Annotated in this window: 18 protein-coding genes and 1 pseudogene; 1 reads left to right on the top strand and 18 read right to left on the bottom strand. The window is 28.2% G+C overall.

Features of this window, described 5'->3' with window-relative positions; translation table 11 throughout:
• Positions 1 to 2,052 carry a YobI family P-loop NTPase gene (locus LrDSM24759_RS04680; RefSeq protein WP_117118333.1) on the bottom strand — a complete coding sequence of 684 codons (2,052 nt, stop codon included), beginning with the start codon at positions 2,050 to 2,052 and terminating at the stop codon, positions 1 to 3.
• A gap of 560 nt (positions 2,053 to 2,612) precedes the next feature.
• Entirely contained in the window at positions 2,613 to 3,593 is a 981-nt protein-coding gene (locus tag LrDSM24759_RS04675) for an Abi family protein (protein WP_117118332.1), read from the bottom strand.
• Positions 3,594 to 4,028: 435 nt separating this feature from the next.
• Between LrDSM24759_RS04675 and LrDSM24759_RS04670 the strand changes: the two are divergent.
• Positions 4,029 to 4,261, top strand: a pseudogene (locus LrDSM24759_RS04670) (transposase); the annotation flags it as partial.
• 113 nt (positions 4,262 to 4,374) lie between these two features.
• On the opposite strand, the gene LrDSM24759_RS04665 reads toward LrDSM24759_RS04670, so the two are convergent.
• The 16 genes from LrDSM24759_RS04665 to LrDSM24759_RS04590 all read right to left on the bottom strand — a co-directional run bounded on the left by LrDSM24759_RS04665 (position 4,375) and on the right by LrDSM24759_RS04590 (position 21,508).
• Entirely contained in the window at positions 4,375 to 5,727 is a 1,353-nt protein-coding gene (locus LrDSM24759_RS04665) for a hypothetical protein (RefSeq protein WP_117118331.1), read from the bottom strand.
• Between the two features lie 394 nt (positions 5,728 to 6,121).
• Positions 6,122 to 7,051, bottom strand: coding sequence for a hypothetical protein (locus LrDSM24759_RS04660; protein WP_117118330.1), 930 nt, complete (start codon positions 7,049 to 7,051; stop codon positions 6,122 to 6,124).
• 300 nt (positions 7,052 to 7,351) lie between these two features.
• Entirely contained in the window at positions 7,352 to 8,782 is a 1,431-nt protein-coding gene (locus LrDSM24759_RS04655) for a lipopolysaccharide biosynthesis protein (RefSeq protein ID WP_117118329.1), read from the bottom strand.
• The gene (locus LrDSM24759_RS04650; protein WP_117118328.1) at positions 8,772 to 9,968 is read right to left on the bottom strand and encodes a hypothetical protein; all 1,197 of its coding nucleotides are present in this window, start codon (positions 9,966 to 9,968) and stop codon (positions 8,772 to 8,774) included. Before LrDSM24759_RS04650 ends, LrDSM24759_RS04655 begins: the two co-directional genes overlap by 11 nt.
• 26 nt (positions 9,969 to 9,994) lie before the next feature.
• Positions 9,995 to 10,885, bottom strand: a complete 891-nt coding sequence (locus tag LrDSM24759_RS04645; protein WP_245953340.1) for a glycosyltransferase — start codon at positions 10,883 to 10,885, stop codon at positions 9,995 to 9,997.
• Positions 10,886 to 10,926: 41 nt separating this feature from the next.
• On the bottom strand, positions 10,927 to 12,171 hold the full coding sequence (locus LrDSM24759_RS04640; RefSeq protein ID WP_117118327.1) for a nucleotide sugar dehydrogenase: 1,245 nt from the start codon (positions 12,169 to 12,171) through the stop codon (positions 10,927 to 10,929).
• Between the two features lie 23 nt (positions 12,172 to 12,194).
• Entirely contained in the window at positions 12,195 to 13,331 is a 1,137-nt protein-coding gene (locus LrDSM24759_RS04635; protein ID WP_117118326.1) for a glycosyltransferase family 4 protein, read from the bottom strand.
• Positions 13,332 to 14,444, bottom strand: a complete 1,113-nt coding sequence (gene glf / locus LrDSM24759_RS04630; RefSeq protein ID WP_117118325.1) for a UDP-galactopyranose mutase — start codon at positions 14,442 to 14,444, stop codon at positions 13,332 to 13,334. It lies immediately after the preceding gene.
• Positions 14,441 to 15,445, bottom strand: a complete 1,005-nt coding sequence (locus LrDSM24759_RS04625) for a glycosyltransferase family 2 protein (RefSeq protein WP_117118324.1) — start codon at positions 15,443 to 15,445, stop codon at positions 14,441 to 14,443. The genes glf and LrDSM24759_RS04625 overlap by 4 nt, the downstream gene beginning before the upstream one ends.
• Positions 15,446 to 15,468: 23 nt before the next feature.
• Positions 15,469 to 16,458: a glycosyltransferase family A protein gene (locus tag LrDSM24759_RS04620; protein WP_117118323.1), complete on the bottom strand. Its 990-nt coding sequence runs from the start codon at positions 16,456 to 16,458 to the stop codon at positions 15,469 to 15,471.
• A 36-nt stretch (positions 16,459 to 16,494) separates the two neighbouring features.
• Complete coding sequence (locus LrDSM24759_RS04615; RefSeq protein ID WP_117118322.1) at positions 16,495 to 17,553, bottom strand: glycosyltransferase; 1,059 nt, start codon at positions 17,551 to 17,553, stop codon at positions 16,495 to 16,497.
• 22 nt (positions 17,554 to 17,575) lie between these two features.
• Entirely contained in the window at positions 17,576 to 18,352 is a 777-nt protein-coding gene (locus tag LrDSM24759_RS04610) for a DUF4422 domain-containing protein (RefSeq protein WP_117118321.1), read from the bottom strand.
• A 68-nt stretch (positions 18,353 to 18,420) separates the two neighbouring features.
• On the bottom strand, positions 18,421 to 19,074 hold the full coding sequence (locus tag LrDSM24759_RS04605; RefSeq protein ID WP_257575145.1) for a sugar transferase: 654 nt from the start codon (positions 19,072 to 19,074) through the stop codon (positions 18,421 to 18,423).
• 26 nt (positions 19,075 to 19,100) lie between these two features.
• A complete protein-coding gene (locus LrDSM24759_RS04600) occupies positions 19,101 to 19,868 on the bottom strand; it encodes a tyrosine-protein phosphatase (RefSeq protein WP_117118320.1) in 768 nt (255 codons plus the stop codon).
• A gap of 3 nt (positions 19,869 to 19,871) precedes the next feature.
• On the bottom strand, positions 19,872 to 20,627 hold the full coding sequence (locus tag LrDSM24759_RS04595; protein WP_117118319.1) for a CpsD/CapB family tyrosine-protein kinase: 756 nt from the start codon (positions 20,625 to 20,627) through the stop codon (positions 19,872 to 19,874).
• 11 nt (positions 20,628 to 20,638) lie between these two features.
• Positions 20,639 to 21,508, bottom strand: a complete 870-nt coding sequence (locus tag LrDSM24759_RS04590; protein WP_117118318.1) for a YveK family protein — start codon at positions 21,506 to 21,508, stop codon at positions 20,639 to 20,641.
• Between the last annotated feature and the right edge of the window lie 2 nt (positions 21,509 to 21,510).

The raw sequence follows: 21,510 nt of genomic DNA, 5'->3' as shown, positions 1-21,510 counted from the left end.
CTAGTGATAAAAATGATCAACGTTAAGATTATTATCCATAATAATATCTCTATAAGTAGGCGTGCTTAAAATACTATTATCATTCAAATACTTAATAATCTTTTTACATCTTGGATCGAAAAAATGTTCATTAAGAAAATCTATAAAAAATACAATATCTCTATTTACCAATTCTTCGTCTTTATCGGTAACAATTTCTTTAAAGTATTCAATCCAATTCTCTCCTAATTCGGCTATTAATAGTAATATTTGATTATTATCAATAACTGGATTTAAATTTGTAATTACAGTATCAATTAACTTGAAATCTTTTCTCCTTTTTAACCCCTTAATTAAGTCAGGCAGATTATTCCTAGAATCAAAACTCTCCGCTGAATATTCTTCATCTTCATTCAACAATACTTCTGTTATCGTTGAAGAATAAACTAGTCCGTAATTCGCTTGTGCTAAATTTAAATATTGAATTACTTTTTCTGGATTATCGACGTCTTGATCCTCCTTAATAATTTTTTGAGCTAATATATCCATTATAAATTCTCTATCTTTCAAAGTTAGATCAAAATATTGAGTTGTAGATATATATTCTGAAATATTCTTGTTTATTAAACCAGAACTTAATAAATAAGATAATAATGGATGATTTTCTAAGTAACTTATAATTGAAACAGATACTTTTGAAAAATTTTCTTTATTTTTTAATTCTTCTATAGATAAGTGAAGGAGCCATGCAAATGATAAATCTTTAAATATATTCGAATCTTCACTTGAAATTTTCTCAGGATCATTTTCCTTTTCTTTTATTTTTACTATCTCATTTCTCAATGTAATTTCATTATTGAAAATCCAATTCAATTTTGATTTTCCATATTTTAAATCATTAAAATCTTGAGGATAAACATTTTTATATACAATAGCTCCAAATAATTTATCATAATCATAAGTTTCTTTTTCATCTTCCGTTACCAATTTTTGTACAAAAGTATCTAAATCAGAAATAATATTAACAATCTCACGTCTATCATTTATAAAAATGCCCACTCCTGAAATAAAGTTCGATTTAATGCGTATTTTTCCATCTTCATCAACTAAAGAATCGTATTTTTTTATTTCTTCTTCAAAAAACTCTGCTGCATTAGATATATTATTAATTGGTACCATAGATAAGACATAATCAAAAAATTTACTCTTATCTTCTGCAGCTTTATTTTCATCTATTAATCTTAATTCATCTTCGGTTGAATTGTTTAGATCTTCACTTAAAAAAATCCCATCATCTAAGGTATATATAAACTTCACTCTAATTCCAGCATCATTTAGATTTCTATTTAAACTTCTTAATCTTTGAAAAACTGTAATATCTCCAAATCTATCCATATCTTCTAGTATCAGAAATCTCTTTTTTGATTTGATAAAATAATATTTTATTTCATCCCCATATAATATAAATAAATCTTTATTATCCGTTGTTGTAGATATAGTACTTAATTCTACCAACCCTAAATTAGCTCTTAAAGTATATGAATATTTGACCAATGCATGAGTTAGACTGGGGAATATAAAATATAGTAATATACAAAAAAGAATAAAAATGATGAAACGAACTAACTTATCTATTTCAAATGAATGGTTCCATAATAAAATGCAATAAAGTCCAATTACTGTAATACAATAAAAAAGATTTATAGTTTCCTCATCAACGGTTTTCATTCTTTTAATTCGTGAATCAGGAAAATCCTTTGGATCTTCAGAAAATAGAAGCTGATTAATAATATTTTGTTCTAGTTCTGTTTCAGAATCATCACTATGTTTATTAAAAGAAGGAACAGAAATAAATTTCACTTCATCTTTCCTATCAGTAAAAAAGCTTCTGAGAAAACTCGTCTTTCCAGTGTCATATGCAGACGTTATCGCAATATTTTGAACATTAGGATCCTCAATAGTCTCTTGAAGTTTATCCCACTGCGGTTGGCACTCTTCTTTTGTTAAATTATCTAAAGGATAAAGTGCCCCTTTTACCCTAGATTCTTTTAATTTTTTCTTATTATCTTCCATTCATTATCTCCATAAATCAAAATTTTACTAATGATATTATAATTGTTTCACATATTAATTCATACTGAATACTTAATTTCTGGGATTTAACCAAAATCTACATCTTATCTTTAAAATTCTATTCTCCAGAAATAACAGGAGTAAAAACTAATTTTGATCAAGCTATAGTGCTTCAACAAAAAGAAAAAATTATTGATTATAAATTACTTACATTGGATGAACTTAATGAAATGGTAAAACAGAGCATCATTATTGATAGTTTTTCACTTGCAAGTATTCTACATCTTAATTATAAATACAATCAAAAAGGGACCTTATAGTCCCTTTTTGATTAAGCAAGTATACTGATTAATGAAATCAATTAATTCTTTATAGCTTCACTTTTTTCATGTTCTCTTTTACCTACAACATGTCTTCTTTCTCTATAACAGGATCTATCCAATCTGCTTTGCTCCTTAAGTTTTTTAACTTCTAAATTCAACTATTTTTCCTTCTGTATAGTCCAATAACAAAATATGGAGTTTTGACCCAAAATTTCAATTGCTTTATCCTCTTTTAGATCAAAACTCTATATACTTTTTATCTTTAGTCAAAATGTGTACCCGATCTAATCCCATTTCCTTAATTATATCTTTTTGATCTGGATGATTCATTAAATAATTTCTAATTAAAATTTCTAATGAAGCGTCAAATCTTTTAAAAAGAAAATCAGGATCTAATAAATATGATAAGAGTAACAAAATTCCTATTCCACAATGATATTGTCGATCACTTGGAATCAATTTTTGACCATTATAATATGCTGTATATGGAAACCTTAATTCTGGGTCATAGTAATTAAATATTATTCCTTCATGAGCTGCCTGATTTCTATAACCTCTATATAAATTTATCATCGGCAGTAAGAATACTGTTGCCTCTTCAACATTTATTTTAGATTGAAATACTTCAAAACCAGGTCCAAATTTCATATATAAAGCAACCTTATATTTTAAATCTTCACGTAATAAACAATACCAATCTTCAATTTCATGAAAATATAATTTGGGAATTATCTCTGCTACTTTAGGCTCTCGATTTAATTTGTTTCTATATTGCTTCAATCTCTTTCTTAACCATTTTCGAGTAGTTTTAAATAAAACTTCTCCCTTTTTATTCTTATACTCATATTTTTCTTCAAAATTACCTGATTTAACATAATTATTATAGTTAGGAGAAATATAAGAAGATATTATTTCAATCATCGCAGACTTCAATCGCAGCTCAAATAGTTGCATTATACTAAATACTTCTTTTCGGAGATCTAAATCAAAGAAAAATAAATCTACTATATCTGATAATTTTGTACCAATTTTATAATTTTGAAATGAATCATAAAAAAATGGAGAATACTTTAATATTACATTTTCATACCCTAACTTTCCAATTACATCAACTATATTATATTGTGAATCTATTATTAATCCTTTATCTTCTAACTTAGCTTGAATTTTTTCTATCTTTTTAATAGAAATTGTATAATTAAAATTATTATCTGACATTTTTAACCTACCTAACTAATACCTCGTTTATATCTACTTTATTCTCTTAAATATTATTTAATAAAATATTCATAAGGATATTCTTATACGAAAGTTTCTTTATCGACTTATTGATCATAACAAATGGCCATGTCATATAAAAGGGTTTTATGCACGATAAACAATAGCCTATCAAACCAAAATTTAATAAGATAACTATTATCACTTCAGTTCATAAACTATTTAGAAATGGTTTTGCTTTAATTGCTAATAACAAACTATATAATTTGTCAAAGTAAAACATATAAATCAATTAATTAATCTTATTTTTATGCAGAAATAAGAAGTCCCAATCTTTTTACATTAAAATCTTCTACCTCTACGCTTCAGAAATTGAAATGATGGTGATTACTTATGCCTTCTCTGATTAACAAAGTTTAGAATGTTGTTCTGCTAAACTATCGGCAAACAATGCATCAACCTTTAACTACCTTCAAACATAACTATTTAGGTATATTAAATGTCTTTACTTCTACTTACTCAGACAGTGCCTTAAAAGAGTTATGCGCAAAATTAAACAAATTGGACGTACTGCTTATGGTTATAGTAATTTCAAACATTTATTAATCAGAATTAGGTTGGAACAAAATAGAGTAAAAGAAAAAGAATCAAGCGAATTAATCGCTTGATTCTCTTCTAACTCTCATCATAAACAAAATTTGACAGAGAGCCGAATTTACATAAAAAACAAAAAAATCTTATCGGAATTTTATTCTTCATAACAGTTACTTACTCCTCTTTCTTATTCCTTACTCTCATCAGTAATATCGGACTTTGGAATATTTTTCTTAAAAAATAACTTTTTACAAATATATTCTTCAATAAAAAGTAAAAATAGCGCAAATATAAAGGTTAGAAAAATAATTATTATAGTAAGAGCTATTATTTTTATATAATTGTCGATTTTATTAATATAATATAAAAATTGAGGTACAGTATTTTCTAAAAAGGGAGATAAAATTTTAATTATTTTCTGAGTAATTGTATCATTATAAAAAATCACATTTACAAAAGTAAATAAAATAGTAATATTACCCAAAAATAGCTCAATTTCTTTAGCAATCAATTCACCATTACTCTTTTTTATTAAAGAACTATCCTTCTCGAGATTATTGATAAAAACATCTTTTTGCTTTAACGTAAGCAAAATAATTGCATCAATACCATATATTGCCCCTAATATAACCTTTAATCCTGTATATGTCCCCCAAATTTTCTTTTGAATTGTCATAATAAAAATAAAAATAAAGGAAATTACACATAACATCCACGAAAAAATAATTATTTCTTTATCATACCTTTTTATATTTTCTTTATATGATTTTAAAATAATTAATAAAGTACAAGATACAGCGATTAAAGGAAACCATATGTTTATCCAATTAAAATAATAAGGAAAATAAAATATTAGAAGTGATGATATCCAAATCATTACAGTTAAATAAAAAATTGAACTTATTATTATATCAAATACTTGGAATTTTATTAAATTTAATTTTTCCCTTTTTAAAGTTCTTTCTTTCATTTTTTCTAATCTATAATACAAATAGATTAATATTCCCCAAAATATAAAAGAAGAAAAATACAAATATTTTATAGATAAAAGTTGAGATAGGCTTATTGCAATAGATAGACCAGCTAGTAAAAAAAATAATATTAAAATCCAGCATATACTTGTTTCTCGAAGAAAATCTTCTTTAATATTTTGTTTTTTATTTATTCTTCCCTTTCTTAAGTTTAAGATAATTAACAATCCAATAACTAGGAAAAAAATAATTTTTTCTAGGAGAGATATTTTCCTAATTCCTAGACTCGAATTAATAATTCCTATAGTAAGAATTCCAACGCAATTAATGGATATGAAGAATGACTCTGCATACATAATTCTTTTTGAATAAGATCTGCTCTTAGACCAAACAGATAATAATATAACTATGAAAGCAAAAGATACACTTCCACCTAGCAAAAGCCAATTTATACCTATACCAAAAATCCAATTTATGTGTTTCTGAAAAACATACAAAACTATCAATAATAATTCTATTACACTCATTCCACTAAATGGGATACTTTTTAGAAAACCATCTTTTTTCAATTTAATGCTTCACTCTAATCTCTTTAAGACACTACAATTAAACTACTTTATCTAAATTTTTTAATATTTTAACTCATAATAATTGTTTTGATACTCGTGTTCTTTTGCCCACGGAATTCTTTATAAAGAAAGTATCCCATCTAAATATTTCTTTCCTGCAATAATTGGAATAACTTCTTTGCTTAACATAACTAGTCCAACGGATGCTGGTAATCCTAAAACAGATAATGTATTAATTATTTTCCACAATAAATCAGTAATATAGAAAATATCTCTTTACCAAAAAATTTCGCTTTCCTCACCTCAGAATGAACTTTTGAAAAAGAATTAAATTAAGTCTTTAAATCTATCAAGTAGCTTAATTAAAAATATTTAACTCACTATTGTAATTATATTATTTCTCAGCTTCTTCTATAAATAAAAATATTTGTGTATAAAATGAACGATTCTCATATTTTTCCCACTCTTTAATTAGACTGCTTACGATTATAATCAATAAAGCCGCTATTATACCAAATGGGATTATTCTCACTATACTTAGTAACCCGTCACCTATACTAGTATATTTTTGTCCGTTCTCAATATTATTAAAAGAATCTATCAAAGGCTGAAAAATACTACCAAATATAATCGAATTATTTAAAGAAGATATTATTAGTGCAGTCATAGATATCAAAATAGCACCTATATTTAAAAAATGGTTTTCCTTTTTTTCTAGAATAGTATTCTTTAATTTTAAAAAAACAAAAATATTTTTCTTTTTTAAAAATTTTAAATTTCTTATAATAAGTTTTCCATTTATTTCACTTGCTTCTTCAATTTTAGTGGGTGATAAAAAAGTTCGTAAAGTATAATTATTTTTAGCAATATCCTTAAGTTTATTCAACTGCGATATTCCAAATTTTAAGTTAAAAAAATTATAAAAACTACCTATATTTTTATTTTTGTACTCTTCATTGAAATTATCATCTGAAAAGGATATTCTCATATAAAAAATTAGAACTGCTATCATTAGAATAAAATATAAAATTATACATATTAACATCCACAACTCAAAATAATAACTTAATAAATATAATATAAGATATCCTAAAAACAATAGTACATCATTAAATTTTAAAAATTGTATTAATACTTTAATACAAATACCTAAAATAGAAGGAAAATAAAAAGATATCAAACTATATATACCCACTATTCCTATATATTTTAACCAAGTATACCTTGTTATAACATATACTTCTTTTAATTCAAGAATAATATTATTTAAGTTATCAATGTATGCATTACAAAGAATGCATTGCAGAATACTGTTTCCCAACATAATGAGAATACCAATAATTTCGGATGGATTATGACTTAAAAATGTTAAACTTAGTAATAACAGACCAAATGCGCAAAAATATATTATTAATGATATAAATATTTTATCCTGATAAACTCCTTTACTTGTAATTTTATAAGAATTTGAAGTTGTTTTTATCTCTTTATCTTTTTTTGTAAATGTAATTTACTCTCTTTTTTCATATATATTTAATTAGTAACTTACCTCATGAGTATTTTCAATTTGTACCTATACTAATATTAAAACTATCCAATCAATCTATTTTCTTCCAAGAATCCTTTATCTCTTTATCAAACTCTTCAAAAACTTAAATTGTCCTGTAATTATTACACCAAAAATAAATAAGATCGAAATATAAATTCCCTTAACTATTAGTGACAAAAATAAACCAGAAATATGAAATGGATAAAAAATAGTAGCAAATTCCATTAAGATTCCAAGACAGATATATGGAAAAAGTTCTTTCAAAAATTCAAGAATACTCTTTTTAAAACCAAGTTTAATCAAGAAATAAAAACTAACTACAAAATTCAAAATATAAGAAATTGAAATCCATAATGCTAAACTATAAATAGTTTTACCTATAAAAATTCCGCCAATTATTGAAAGAACTGTTGTTACCGTATTAATACATCCTGTAATAAACAGCATCCGTGTATTTCCTAAAGCTTGAAACAAACCACCATTACTTGAATTAATGATTTGAGTTGCAATTGAAATACCTAATAATTGAAAAACTACTACCGAATTTTGCCACTGTTTACCATACAAAATACCTATTATTTCAGGAGCAGCAAAAATACATACTGTTTGCGCATAAATACCAACAGTTGCCAGTAATTTTACTACACGCATATATTTCTTATACATCAAATCAACTTGATGTTGATAATCAGATAAAACTGGATGCAATACTGGTGTCAAAATTCCTGTTAAATTACCTACTGGATATTGCATTAAGTTATATGACTTATTGTAGTATCCTAAATCCGTACTTCCAAAAAATTTTCCAGCTAGTAAGTTATCTAAATTTCTAGAAAAATAATTTAATAAACTAAAAGCAAATTGATATCCTGAATAACTTGCAACTCTTTTTAATGGTGCAAAAGAAAATCTTAAACTAAATCTTGGCTTTGTTGTAATAAAGTTCCAAACAAAAGTTAAAACAGCTACCAAAATTGCCTGTGCTACTAAAGCGTAATATTTCCAGCCATAATATGCCAATCCAATTGTTATTACTACTGAAATCACATAAACAGCAACTGTTCGTACCGCAATCGTACCAAATTTCTTTTCTCTATTTAAAATTCCATTTGGCACCATATTAAGCCCATTAAAAAGTAGCGCAATACTAAGTAATTGCCCAATACCTACATAAACATGATTATGATAAAAGCTTGCAATCCAGTACGCTAATAACGCAAAAACGCTCATCAAGGCAACAGATAAATATACTGTAAAACTATAGATATCATCTATATCTTTTTTTGTTAAGGACTTAACTTGAATAATTGCCGCACCTAATCCCATATCTGCTAATGTTGTAAAAAAAGTAGTAAACACTGTTACGACAGCAACTATACCATAATCGTATGGAGTTAATAAACGTGCTAAAATTACTTCAACAATAATTTGAAGTAATATTTTAGAATATTTACCTGCTGCATTGATAATTGCAGCTTTTTTTAATGAATATGGTTTATTCTCCATTAGTTGCTCCAATATTTTCTATTTCTTTATGGGATGCTAAATAGGCAGCAAATATAAAAATTGAAAAGTTTAATGCGTAATTCATCATATAATTTTCAGTTAATCCCATTATTGCAAATAAAGTTAAGTAAATTTCTATTCCCAAATTTCTATCTTCAAAAGCTTTTCTTTGGGCAAAATAATACATAATCCCAAACAAAATTAATACTATTAGTCCATTTACAATTGCAATATAAGCATAAGAATTATCTATTCCAAACCACTTTAAAAGTCCATAAGAACGACTTGCTTCATTCCACGAAACAAATTCAATATTTTTTGTTCCCCATAATTTTAGGCCATATAAATTATAAAATGAAGTAATATAGTCTAATCTATTACTGACTAAATTATTGATCCCATAATAAATAGAATTCTGTGTATTTGAAAAGTAAATCATTGCACTTAAAGTGATTATTGCATTAAAACAATACATTAAAATTGGAACTTTATAAATTATTTTATTTAATACTAATGAAATAACTTGATATTTCTTTCCAATTACCAAAATCATTATAAGGAGACCAAAATAAAAAGAAGCTCTCGAGTTTGCATAAAAATATGTATAACCTATTAAGATAAACCAAATCAGAATAGAATACCATTTCCACTTTTTATTCCATCCATAGCATAATCTTATAAATAAAAGAATAATGATTTTATTTCCATAAGAATTTGGAGTAACAAAACCCATAGAATGTCTTGTAAGCCCATTTCTATATATAACACTATCGATTATTAAATTGCTCCAGCAACCTACAAAAACTAATAAAATACTTGCAAACATCGTAAAGTAAGTATACCTAGCAAAATCTTCTATTTTTAAAGTACTGGGATAAGCTATGATTAACAAGAAAAATGATATTGGTAATAATAGACCATCATTTATTTTGATTAATATCTCTACAATCATAAAAATAAGAATAAAGAAAAACTTCTTATTAGTTAACTTCTTAAGTTGAATAATTAAGCTAATAAGAAGTATCATCATCAAAAATAAAGAGAGCCCTTTATTTATTTTGTTGAACAAAGCTCTTTGTCCCAAACTAAAATTTGCATCCCTAATTATTCCTAAGAAAATATATAATTCCGCACCAAATATGTATAAAATCTCAGAAATATCAAATTTATTAACTTTTTTAACCATTTTTCTCCAATTATAAACATACAGAATTACTTTTTATTTATATTTTGTAAAATACCTTTTGAAAAACTGTATTCTTTCTCTAGTTTTTTTAAAGCTGTATCATTATTATTTTCATTAACATTAATATTCGATAGAGCTGTAGCTTGAGTATGAGGTATATCAATCCTATTTCTCTCAAGAATTGCTGCTCCATCGCAAATTACTGTTGATACTCTAGAAATTACCTCAATATTTTTCAACCATAAGTCATCTACTTGTATATATTTTTTTATCTTTTCTTTATCGGTAAGTAATTCTTTTTTCAATAGATGCGGAGGATATAATATGCCACCCACACCAGTAGCAACAAGATCCATTCTCGGTGTATTTTCAGACTTACTATTCCAGCTCCATTTATTATAGGGGTTAATTAAATTATTTGTAAAAGTTATTTGATGAGCACGGGTTGCAATCACACTCTTTTTAAAATTTAAATGACTATTCCATAAATATTCAATTAAATGCTTATCATAAATAACATCATCGTCTACTGTGATAATAAAGTCATTGGGGAATTGTTGCATGGCATAATAATATTTTTTATGCGGTCTTAAATCCTCATCTACCCATTCTATTTTTAAATTATTTTTATCAACTAATTTAGTTAGTGCCATGGGCAAATTTTCTTTTTCGTCTTTATAAAGATAAAGAATTATTTTATCGGGTACCTTTGTTTGTTTCAACAAACTCTTTATCGTTAATACCACACTTGCTAAACGTTTATTATAACTTGTCAAAGATACAATAATTCTGGGAGATCTTGTTTCCCATAATTTAATTTTTGGAGTAGATTTCTTAATAAAAAACACTTTAATTTTATTATCTAATTTGTTAGGAATATGCTTTAACTTTCGCATTCCCTTTGTTACTACATTCACTTTTTATTACTAACTCCTTAAAAATTAAATGTAATGTCTACCTAATCTTCTCTAAAAATATCTCTAGTATAGACTTTTCCTTTTACATCATCTAAATTATTACTATATCGATTAGCAATAATACTATCAGATAATTTTTTGAATTTATCTAAATCATTTACCACTTTATTACCAAAGAATGTTGAACCATCTTCTAAAGTTGGTTCATAAATAATTAACTCTGCACCTTTAGCCTTTACACGTTTCATAACTCCCTGAACAGAGCTTTGACGGAAATTATCACTATTTGCTTTCATAGTTAAACGATAAACACCAATCGTAACTTTCTTTTCTTTACTTGCATCAAAAGTATTATCTTCATCATATGCATAATAGCCGGCTTTATCCAAAACTTGATCAGCGATAAAGTCTTTACGAGTATCATTCGATTGGACAATGGCACTAATAAGATTTTGAGGTACATCTTGGTAATTAGCTAATAATTGCTTAGTATCCTTTGGTAAGCAGTATCCACCATACCCAAATGAAGGATTATTATAATAATCACCAATACGAGGATCTAAGCCAATACCATCAATAATTTCTTGAGTATTAAGTCCCTTTTCCTCCGCATAAGTATCTAATTCATTAAAGTAACTTACACGAAGAGCTAAATAAGTATTAGCAAATAGTTTAACTGCTTCTGCCTCAGTAAAACCTAAAATTAAAGTAGGAATATCTTTATCTTCTGCACCTTCTTGAAGTAAAGACGCAAAGGTATTAGCCGCTTTTACTAACTTAGGATTCTTCAAATCAGTTCCGACAATGATTCTAGATGGATGAAGATTATCATAAAGTGCATGACCTTCACGTAAGAATTCCGGACTAAAGATAATATTTTCAGTATTAAATTTTTCACGAATTGATTTAGTATATCCAACAGGAATTGTTGACTTAATAATCATAATTGCATTAGGATTTACTTCTTGAACTAACTTAATTACAGCTTCTACAGCAGATGTATCAAAGAAGTTCTTTTCACTGTCATAATTAGTAGGAGTAGCAATTACTACAAAATCTGCATCCTTGTATGCACTCTTACCATCAGTAGTAGCCTTTAAATTTAAATCTTTGTTTGCAAGAAAATCTTCAATTTCTTTATCAATAATTGGAGAGTTATGGTTATTTATTAAATCAACCTTCTCAGACACAATATCAACTGCTGTTACCTTATTGTTTTGTGCTAATAAAGTCGCTAAACTTAAGCCAACATATCCTGTACCTGCAACTGCAATTTTTAAATTCATTATTGACTTTCTACCTCTTATAATTAATTTTCTAAAATTTCCTGATAAACCTCAAAAACCTTTTCTGCATTTTTCTTTGCTGTATAGTTTTTTACCACATATTCTTGCCCCTTCACGGCAATATCTTTTGCTTCTATCTGCTGAGTGAAAATTCTTTTTAAAATTCCAGCTAAATCTTCTTCATCATTAAATAGTAACCCGTATTTATTATCTTTCAGAATTTCTGCTGTAGCAGCTGAATTACGCCCAATAGTAAGTAGCCCATTCATCATTGCTTCAACTGTTACTCTACCAAATGCTTCCGAAACTGATCCTAAGATAAATATATCTGCTTGTTGATAATACGGACGTGGATCTTGAGAAAATCCACAAAATTCTACATTTTTCTCGAGGTTACATCTAAGTACTTGTTTTCTTAAATTTTCTTCTTCTTCTCCCTTTCCAACAATTTGATATTTAAAATTAGATATTCCATTTTTTTTCAAAATAGCTAGAGCTTCAATAACTAGTTGATGTCCTTTCCCCGGATAAAGACCACCTACCGTTAAAATTTTTATATCTTTATTTTTAAATAAGTCATGTGAAGAAAAAAATTTATTATCGTCTATTCCATTATAAATAGTTTGGATTTTATTACCAAAAAGTGGTTTGTATTTTTTATTTATAGAATCCGAAATAGCAATTATTTTATCTGATTTATTCATTAATGCATAACCACTTTTTTTATTCCATATTCTTCTTAATTGATCTTCTTCTAAAAATTCTCTTATATGCCAAACTACTGGAATCTTTAACTCAAATGCAGCTTTTGCTCCTATGTAACCCCACGAAGTATTATCGTGAACAATATCTGGCTTAAATTTTTTCAATTCTTTCTTTATTTTATTTTTTGCTTGATTATTTAATATCTTTTTTATATTCCATTTAATTCTTTTATTTAAAGAATAATATTCATTAATAGAAATTGTCCAACCATATGAAGGAATAATTTCATACTCTAAATTATTCTCTTGTAGTAATTCGATCCCATTTCCATCATACGGTAAGTATACTTTAGCAATTACATTATAATTTTCCTCAAGGATTTTTATTAAAGTAACCATACTTCTAAAAGCACCTGATACCAAGTCATTATCTGATGGAAAAAATGCGACTCTCATTTATTTCTCCTCTAAATTTCTTGAAAGATTTAATGCTTCATCAATAACTTTATCCATATTGTAATACTTATATTGACCAAGACGACCGCCAAAAACAACTTTATCTTGTTGTTCAGCTAATTCTTGATATTTCTTATATAAATCATTATTACGCTCATTATTGACTGGATAATATGGTTCATCCCCACGTTTCCAATCTGCTGGATATTCTCGGGTAATAATGGTCTTATCTTTATCACCTTTACCAAATTCAAAATGCTTATGTTCAATTACACGAGTATATGGAATTTGACGTTCAGTATAATTAATTACTGCGTTTCCTTGATAGTTATCTAAGTTCTTTTCTTCAGTTTCAAAACGCAAAGAACGGTATTCAAGCTCACCCAATTGATAGTCAAAGAACTTGTCAATCATTCCCGTATAGACAACTTTATCAAAGTTATTTATATACTCATCTTTTTTATCGAAAAAGTCAGTATTTAATTTTATTTCAATATTTGGATAGTCTAACATTTTCTCAACCATCTTGGTATATCCACCAACTGGGATACCTTGGTAGTCATCATTAAAGTAATTATTATCATAAGTTAAACGAACAGGAAGGCGTTTAATAATAAAAGGTGGAAGTTCTGCAGCACTTCTTCCCCATTGCTTTTCAGTATAACCCTTGACTAATTTTTCGTAGATATCTCTACCAATTAATGAAATAGCTTGCTCTTCAAGATTTTGTGGCTCTTTTCCAGCCATTTCTTGACGTTGCTCATTAATTTTATTCATTGCTTCTTGCGGTGTTCTTACTCCCCACATTTGACTAAAGGTATTCATATTAAAAGGTAAGTTATACATCTTACCTTTATAATTTGCGACTGGACTATTCGTATAACGATTAAATTCAGCAAATTGTTGGATATAATCCCATACTTTTTTGTTTGATGTATGGAAAATATGCGCACCATATTGGTGCACTTGAATTCCATCTACTTCTTTGGTATAAATATTTCCTCCAATATGATTTCTTTTTTCGATTACAGTTACTTTATGTCCTTTTTTGGCTGCTTCATGTGCAAAAACTGAGCCAAAAAGACCTGAGCCCACTACTAGATAGATTTTCATTTTTTCAATCCTCTCTTTAACTTTATATATGCTTTCATAGTTATGACGCTCCACGTTGGGCTCATCAATCCCCTAAAAATTACCCTATTAATTTTTGAACTATCATCAAAAGCCAAAATTTTCAAATCTTTCTTTCTCAATAATTTAATCATATTATTATTTTTGGTATCAAAATTATTTTTTACAAATTTGCTGGGTAATTGAGCTTCTAGACTGAGTATTATTTTTAGCAGTATATACATAAAATACATGTAATCATTATCAGCCTGCACATTATTTAATTGGTCATACAAAGAATTCCATACCTCTAAAGTGTGCTCAATCCGTTTCTTGACTTGAGCTGTCATTGTATTTCCAGGTCTATCCATCAAATAATATGCCAATGGTTTATCAATGTAACCTACGCTTTTAGCTTCACTTAAAGCCATGACATAAAGAATTGTATCTGTATAACTTATTTTATGAGGAAATTTTATTTTCTGGGTAATATTCGTGCGGTATAACTTTGCATGTGGTGACACTTCTCCAAAAGCAAACATAGCGATTTGGTGGGAATCAGTATATTTTTTATTTGGAACTATGTGTAACTTTTTTGGAAAACTAGATATATATTTTTTACCTTTTTTGTAAGAATAAACTTTATACTTATCTCCTATTGCAATATCTAAAGTGTTTTTTTCAGTAAAATTATATAGACTTTCTAGAGCATCTTTTGTTAACCAATCATCAGGGTCACAAATTAAAAAATATTTTGATTTAATATGCTTTATACCATATTCTAGAACTGATCCATATCCTCCATTTTCTTTTTGCTTTAATTTAAATCTCGAATCCTTTTTCACAAATTTTTTAGCTATTTCTTTTGAATTATCAGGTGACCCATCATCTATAATCCAAGCTTCAAAATTTTGATAAGTTTGTTTTTCTATACTTTTTAAACATTTTTCTATATAATTCTCTACATTATAAGTTGGTATAATAATTGTTATATCAGGTTTCATTAAACTCTCACTTTAAATTACTATCAAAATTTATATGGTACAAGTACGTGGTATATTTCCTTTAATTTAACATATAAAATTCCTAACTTTTTTCTATTATCTTTTAAACACTTTATTTTTATATTTGTGGTTAATCCTCCTTCTACATTTAACTCATCAATAAATTTATTGATTTTTTGTAAGTATACTTTTTTAACGTAGCCCTTTTTAAAGACATTATTTGCATAAATTGCAAATAACGAACTAATTGCTTCCTTTTTTAAAGATAAATTATCTTCAATTCCTAAGTAGTTTAAAATCTTTAACCTTTGAAAATATAATTTTATAGTATCATCTATACTTTTAGATGGATTTATCAGCATTCTATTTATACTTGTATTTGTATCCAAATCGTAGTAATACAAATTTTTCGGTACATATAAAATACTAGGAGAAGTTAATAATAATTCTGTTACAAACTTTAAATCTTCTCCAGAAGAAATATTAGTATCAAATTTTAATTTATTTTTAATTAAATACTTTTTTAAATAGAATTTACTGACAGACCAATTCATAATACCATCTCTTAAAGCCAGTTTTAATAAGTCCTTGGATGTCGGTAAATTTTTTTCTATGTCAAAATATTGTACTTTTTTTGCTTGATTTGTATTTACGATAACATTATAGATTATCAAATCTTTTTCTTTATTAAAAACGCTACTATTAAGATTTTTAGCAATTAAGTAATCATCTGAATCAACAAAAAATATGTACTTTCCTGTTGAAACATTAATTCCTTTATTTCTAGCTTCACTCACTCCCTTATTCGACTGAAAAACATAAAGTTCATTGTCTTCATGTAGATATTCCCTATACTTTTCACTGTTTACTTGTTTAGAGCCATCATCTATTAATATTATTTCATACTTGATTGCCTTAATTTTTCGAATCGAATCAATACATCGTTGAAATTTTTTTAATGGCGTATTGTACACCGGGATGATAAATGAAACGACCTTCTCTTCTCTATTCATCTCGACAAATCTCTTTTCTAATCATCTACGATTTAATTATAAGCTCCCTTTTATTTTTCTATGATAATTCTTATAACTAAATTTATATATTGAATCTAAAATAGATTTTTGATTAATAAAACTCTTGCTATCTAGAAGATTACTTAATACATTGGATAGTTCTAATACATTTCCCGGTTTATATAAAAAGCCATTGTTTTTAGTTACAATATCCTTTACTCCAGTTGGACAATCTGAAGCTACAAGTACAATACCCCTACTTGCTGCCTCACACAATACCATTGGTAATCCCTCATATTTTGAAGTTAATACAAGAGCATCAGCTTCTTTAATTTTCTTCCATACATTTGTACTAAATCCATGAAAAATGATATTTTTTCTTTTATTTTTATCATCAATTAAATTTAATAACTCTTTTTTTAATTCGGAATCAACGGCTCCATATAAATCTACTTTATAATCTTCTTTTACTAAATTTAATGCTTTCATCAATTCAGACACATTTTTTTGTCCATCATAATCTATACGACCAATATAAATAAAATGATTATGGATCCTACTTCTTTTTACTAAAGGTACATTCTTTAAATCAATCGGATTGAAAATGACATTTATTTTTTCAGATGGAACTCCCAATTCTTCTAATTCTTCTTTAATTCCACTACTTATAGCCCAAAATTTATCTACATTTTTTAAATATTTTGGATTTACATTTTTCATTTTATAAGAATAGTGATACCAGGCAATAATTTTAGTAGTTGGAGAATACTTTATTTTAAATTTCGATGCTAAATTCCAAATTACAGGATTTGTGGCAATAAAATAATCCGGTTTTTCATTTTTTATTATTTTTCGTAATAAATTTGGCATTATAGTTACATACGCACCTAATTGAATAATTCTCTTATCAGAAAAGTTATATACTCTTTTTTCCCAATTTTTTATCCAATCTAGATATTTACTTCCTCCAAAACTTACTAATTTCCAGTCAATTTCAGAATCATTAGCAACGACAGCTTCATAAAAATTCTTTATAACTGTTTCTGTGCCTCCTTTCCCTGAGAGATAAGGAACAGCGACAATTGCTTTTTTCACAACACTACCTCTATCTTTTTTTCTAAAAATGCGTCTGTTTAGGTCCAATTCCTAATTTTCGATTTACAAATCCTATAGCTTTTTTTACAGTCTGTTTAGGTCCAATTTGCCCCCAACTTATTTCTTTATAATTTTGTTGGGTGGTGTAAAGCCAAACATCCATTAATAACTCTGAAATATATCCAAAAACTCGCTGTTCTTGAACAGAATAATCAGAAATATCTATTTCTTTTTCTACCTTTTCAAGAACTCCAAAAATAAAAGATGCATATGAATTAAATGCTTCTTTTCTCATTATAAACATATTAAACATATGCGCTTTTCGTTTTTTCATTACTTTATCAAAAGCAGCTAAATACTTTGGAAAGAATTCTTCAATAACTTCTCTAGTTTTGTCCAATGGCTCTTGGTGATGCGCATGAATATAATGAGAGTAATTGGTTTCAATATAATAATTTCTCTGCTTTGGAAGTAATACACTGTATTTTTTTAATAAAGTATTTACCGTTTCAATATCCAGTACATTATCCAAATTATATGGTTTAGATTCAAAAAAAAGACGTCGATAATGAACTAATCCAATTGCATCGACATCTTTTAAGTTCTTCCATGCCCAATAAATAGCAGTTAGCTCATTATAATAAGGATTTTTAGAAGAAATATTAATTCCTTCATCATCTCTCTGATACTCTATTCCTTGAGTATAATTTTTTTGTGCCCCCACCAAAATGGGGAGATAATCTTCTTTTGTTGGCATTTGAAATTTTTTATGAGCTGCTACCAGGATTTTTGTTTTCATATAAATTCTTTCTTTTCTTCAATTATCTATCTCAAACAAAAAAGCAGTTGCTACCCCAGCTAACTGCTTTAAAAAGCCCCATCTTTTTTAATGATACTTTTGATTGTTTTAAAAAATATCTTTAAATCATAGCTTGCTGATGCTTTATCAACATATTCTAATTCCATATCACATCTTTCAGGATACTTGATATTGCTACGTCCACTTGCTTGCCACAAACCAAATACTCCAGGTTTTACAGACAATAATTTTTTCTTACGTTGACCATACTCATTTAGCTCTTCTTTAACTACTGGTCGTGGACCCACCATACTCATTTCACCCTTAAGTACATTAAGGAACTGCGGCAGTTCATCCAAAGATGTTTTTCTTAACCAACTTCCAATTTTAGTAATCCTGGGATCTTCTCCTTCCGGAAACTTATAACCGGCAGCAACATATTTCTCATATAACTGAGGATCAGCTTTCAACTTTTTCTCAGCATTCATGATCATTGATCGAAATTTGTAAATTTTAAAGAATTTACCGTTTTTTCCTACTCTGACTTGTTTATAAAAAATTGGTCCGTGATCTTGTCTTTTAATCAAAAACCCAATTATCACAAAAATTGGTGATAGTACAACTAAACTACATCCACTGACGAAAATATCAAAACTACGTTTCAAGAAATGATAAGTAGGACGTTGATTAACTTTCCTAGAAGAAAACATAACTTTTTTCATTTCGTTATCTTCTCTCCTTTTATTATCTAAAATATCCAAAATCTCTTCTTTTTTCTCAACGTTTTCCAATCTAAACTCACTTGCTCCCCATTAATAAAGTTCTTCGCATTTTGTTTAAATTTTTCTACATCCGATTGATTTTGCTTAGCTAATTTATTATAAGCTTCAGTCATCTTTGATTCACGTTTAGCTAAGCTATGAGCATCAGAAGCAAAGGTTGCTACCTGACCAGCATCAATTAAACGTTCACTCAAATCCGCAATTTCTTTACCAAAAACGCCAACATAAGAACTTGCAGTGACTTGAGTTAAACACCCTTGCTTTAAGAAAGTTTCTAATACTTCTGGTTCATGTAAGATCCGATTATTTCGTTCCGGATGGACAATGATTGGTGTAATACCTCTTCCCAACAAATTAAAGGTCATATTCTGTGCGTAAGTTGGTACATCTTCACTAGGAAATTCTAGTAACATGTACTTGCCATCTTCATCACAAAATAAAATATCATCATTATCCAAGGCATCAGGAATATCAGCTGATAACCTGACTTCTTGACTAGCAAAAACAGTCAGTGGAATCTCAGCTTCATCTAGCGCCTGTTGGAACTCACCAGTTAATTTAATGACATCATTTTTATGGTTATTATGCCTACCATTTAAATGGTGTGGTGTCATTAAGGCATGAGTAATCCCATCAGCTACAGCTGCTCTAGCTAGGTCTAATGAAGTTGCCATATCAGGCGAACCATCATCAATTCCTGGCAAAATATGCGAGTGAATATCAACTAAAACCATGACTTAAGCCTTCTTTGAATCTTGTTCATAACCATAGCCGTAGCCATAACCGTAACCATAGCCATAGCCATCAGCACCTGTCCGCACATCATTCATAATGTAGCCAAGAATTCTTGTTTTAGATATCTTAAGCATTTCAACTGCTCGTTTAATTCCAGCCTTTTGGGTGACATTTTGACGAACTACTAAAACAATCCCATCCATTTCACCAGCAAGCACTTGCGAATCTGAAATTTCTAAGATTGGTGCCATATCAAAGATCACTACATCATAGTGACTTGAGACATTCTTAAGAAAAGCTTTCATTCGCTTAGAAGATAATAACTCTGCTGGATTAGGTGGAATCGGACCAGAAGTTAAAACTGAGAGATTAGGAATCACATCAGCATTAACTACTTGGTTCATGTAGATTTCATCAGCTTCTGAAGTTAAGACCGTGGTTAAACCAACAGCATTTCGTAACTCAAAGGTTTGATGCATGGTAGGACGGTGCAAGTCAGCATCAATTAATAATACTTTCTTACCCGCTTGTGCCATTGTAATTGCCACATTAGCAGTTACGGTTGATTTACCTTCAGAAATATTAGCCGAAGTAAAGGCCATCGTTTTAACCTTTTCATCAACACTCATGAAGTTGATATTAGTTCGAATAGTTCTAAATTGTTCCGCAATCGGACTCTTAGGTTTTGCAATCGTGATTAATTTGGCACCATGCTTCATGGTTTCATTGGTACCACGTTTTTTTCTAAATAAAGCCATTGATGTCCTCCTTAAACACGTTTATTACGGCGATTGCCCTTATCTTTATCTTTGTTAAGACTAAAGCTATTTGATAAGGCAAAGTGAGTCACAGTACCTAAGTTAGTTAAACCAAGTTCATTACTCAAGTAATCATCATCGCGCACAGTAGTATTCATTGCATCCCTAGTAATGATAATAGCTAAAGCAATGATAAAGCCAAGCACTAAACCAGCTAAGGTGAATAACTTAGTATTAGGGAAACTCTTAATACCCTTAGTCGCACGAGAAACAATCGTTACGTTGTTAACATTCATAATCTTAGGAATTTTGTTCTTGAATGAGTTGGCAACCGCATTGGCAATGGCCTTTGATTGATCTGGTGTAACTGCAGTTGCAGTAAGAGTAAAGACCTGTGAATTTTGTTGAGTTTGGACTGAAACAGCCTTATTTAATTCCTTAGCTGAATAGTCATAACTTTGACCATCACGTTCAGTCACAGCTGGCTTAGCCGCACGAACTCGACGACGTACGCCATCTGCACCAACAACATACTTAGCCTTTTGTGCTTTTTTAACAACCTTAACTGGGTTAGCTAAGTAGTCAGAAGCATCATTCAAAATTACAGGACTAGTAATAATATCCTTATAAGTATTGATCATTTGCACATCAGCTTGTTGGGCATTGTAAAGTGCGTTCGGATCACGGTCTTTTTTCTGGTTAACCAAAATTTGAGCACTAGAACTGTATTTTGGTTGAATAACAAATTCTGATAAAGCAAAACCAATAATGCCTAAGCCCACAGTCCAAATAATGACTGATAAAATATGTTGTTTAAATAATCGCCATAAGCGCAACAAGTCAATTGAATTATTTTGCGTTGCGTTGTTGTTATTTTCCAATC

Source organism: Lactobacillus rodentium, assembly GCF_003423665.1.
GTDB lineage: Bacteria > Bacillota > Bacilli > Lactobacillales > Lactobacillaceae > Lactobacillus > Lactobacillus rodentium.
This window is presented reverse-complemented; position numbering and strand designations above follow the sequence as displayed.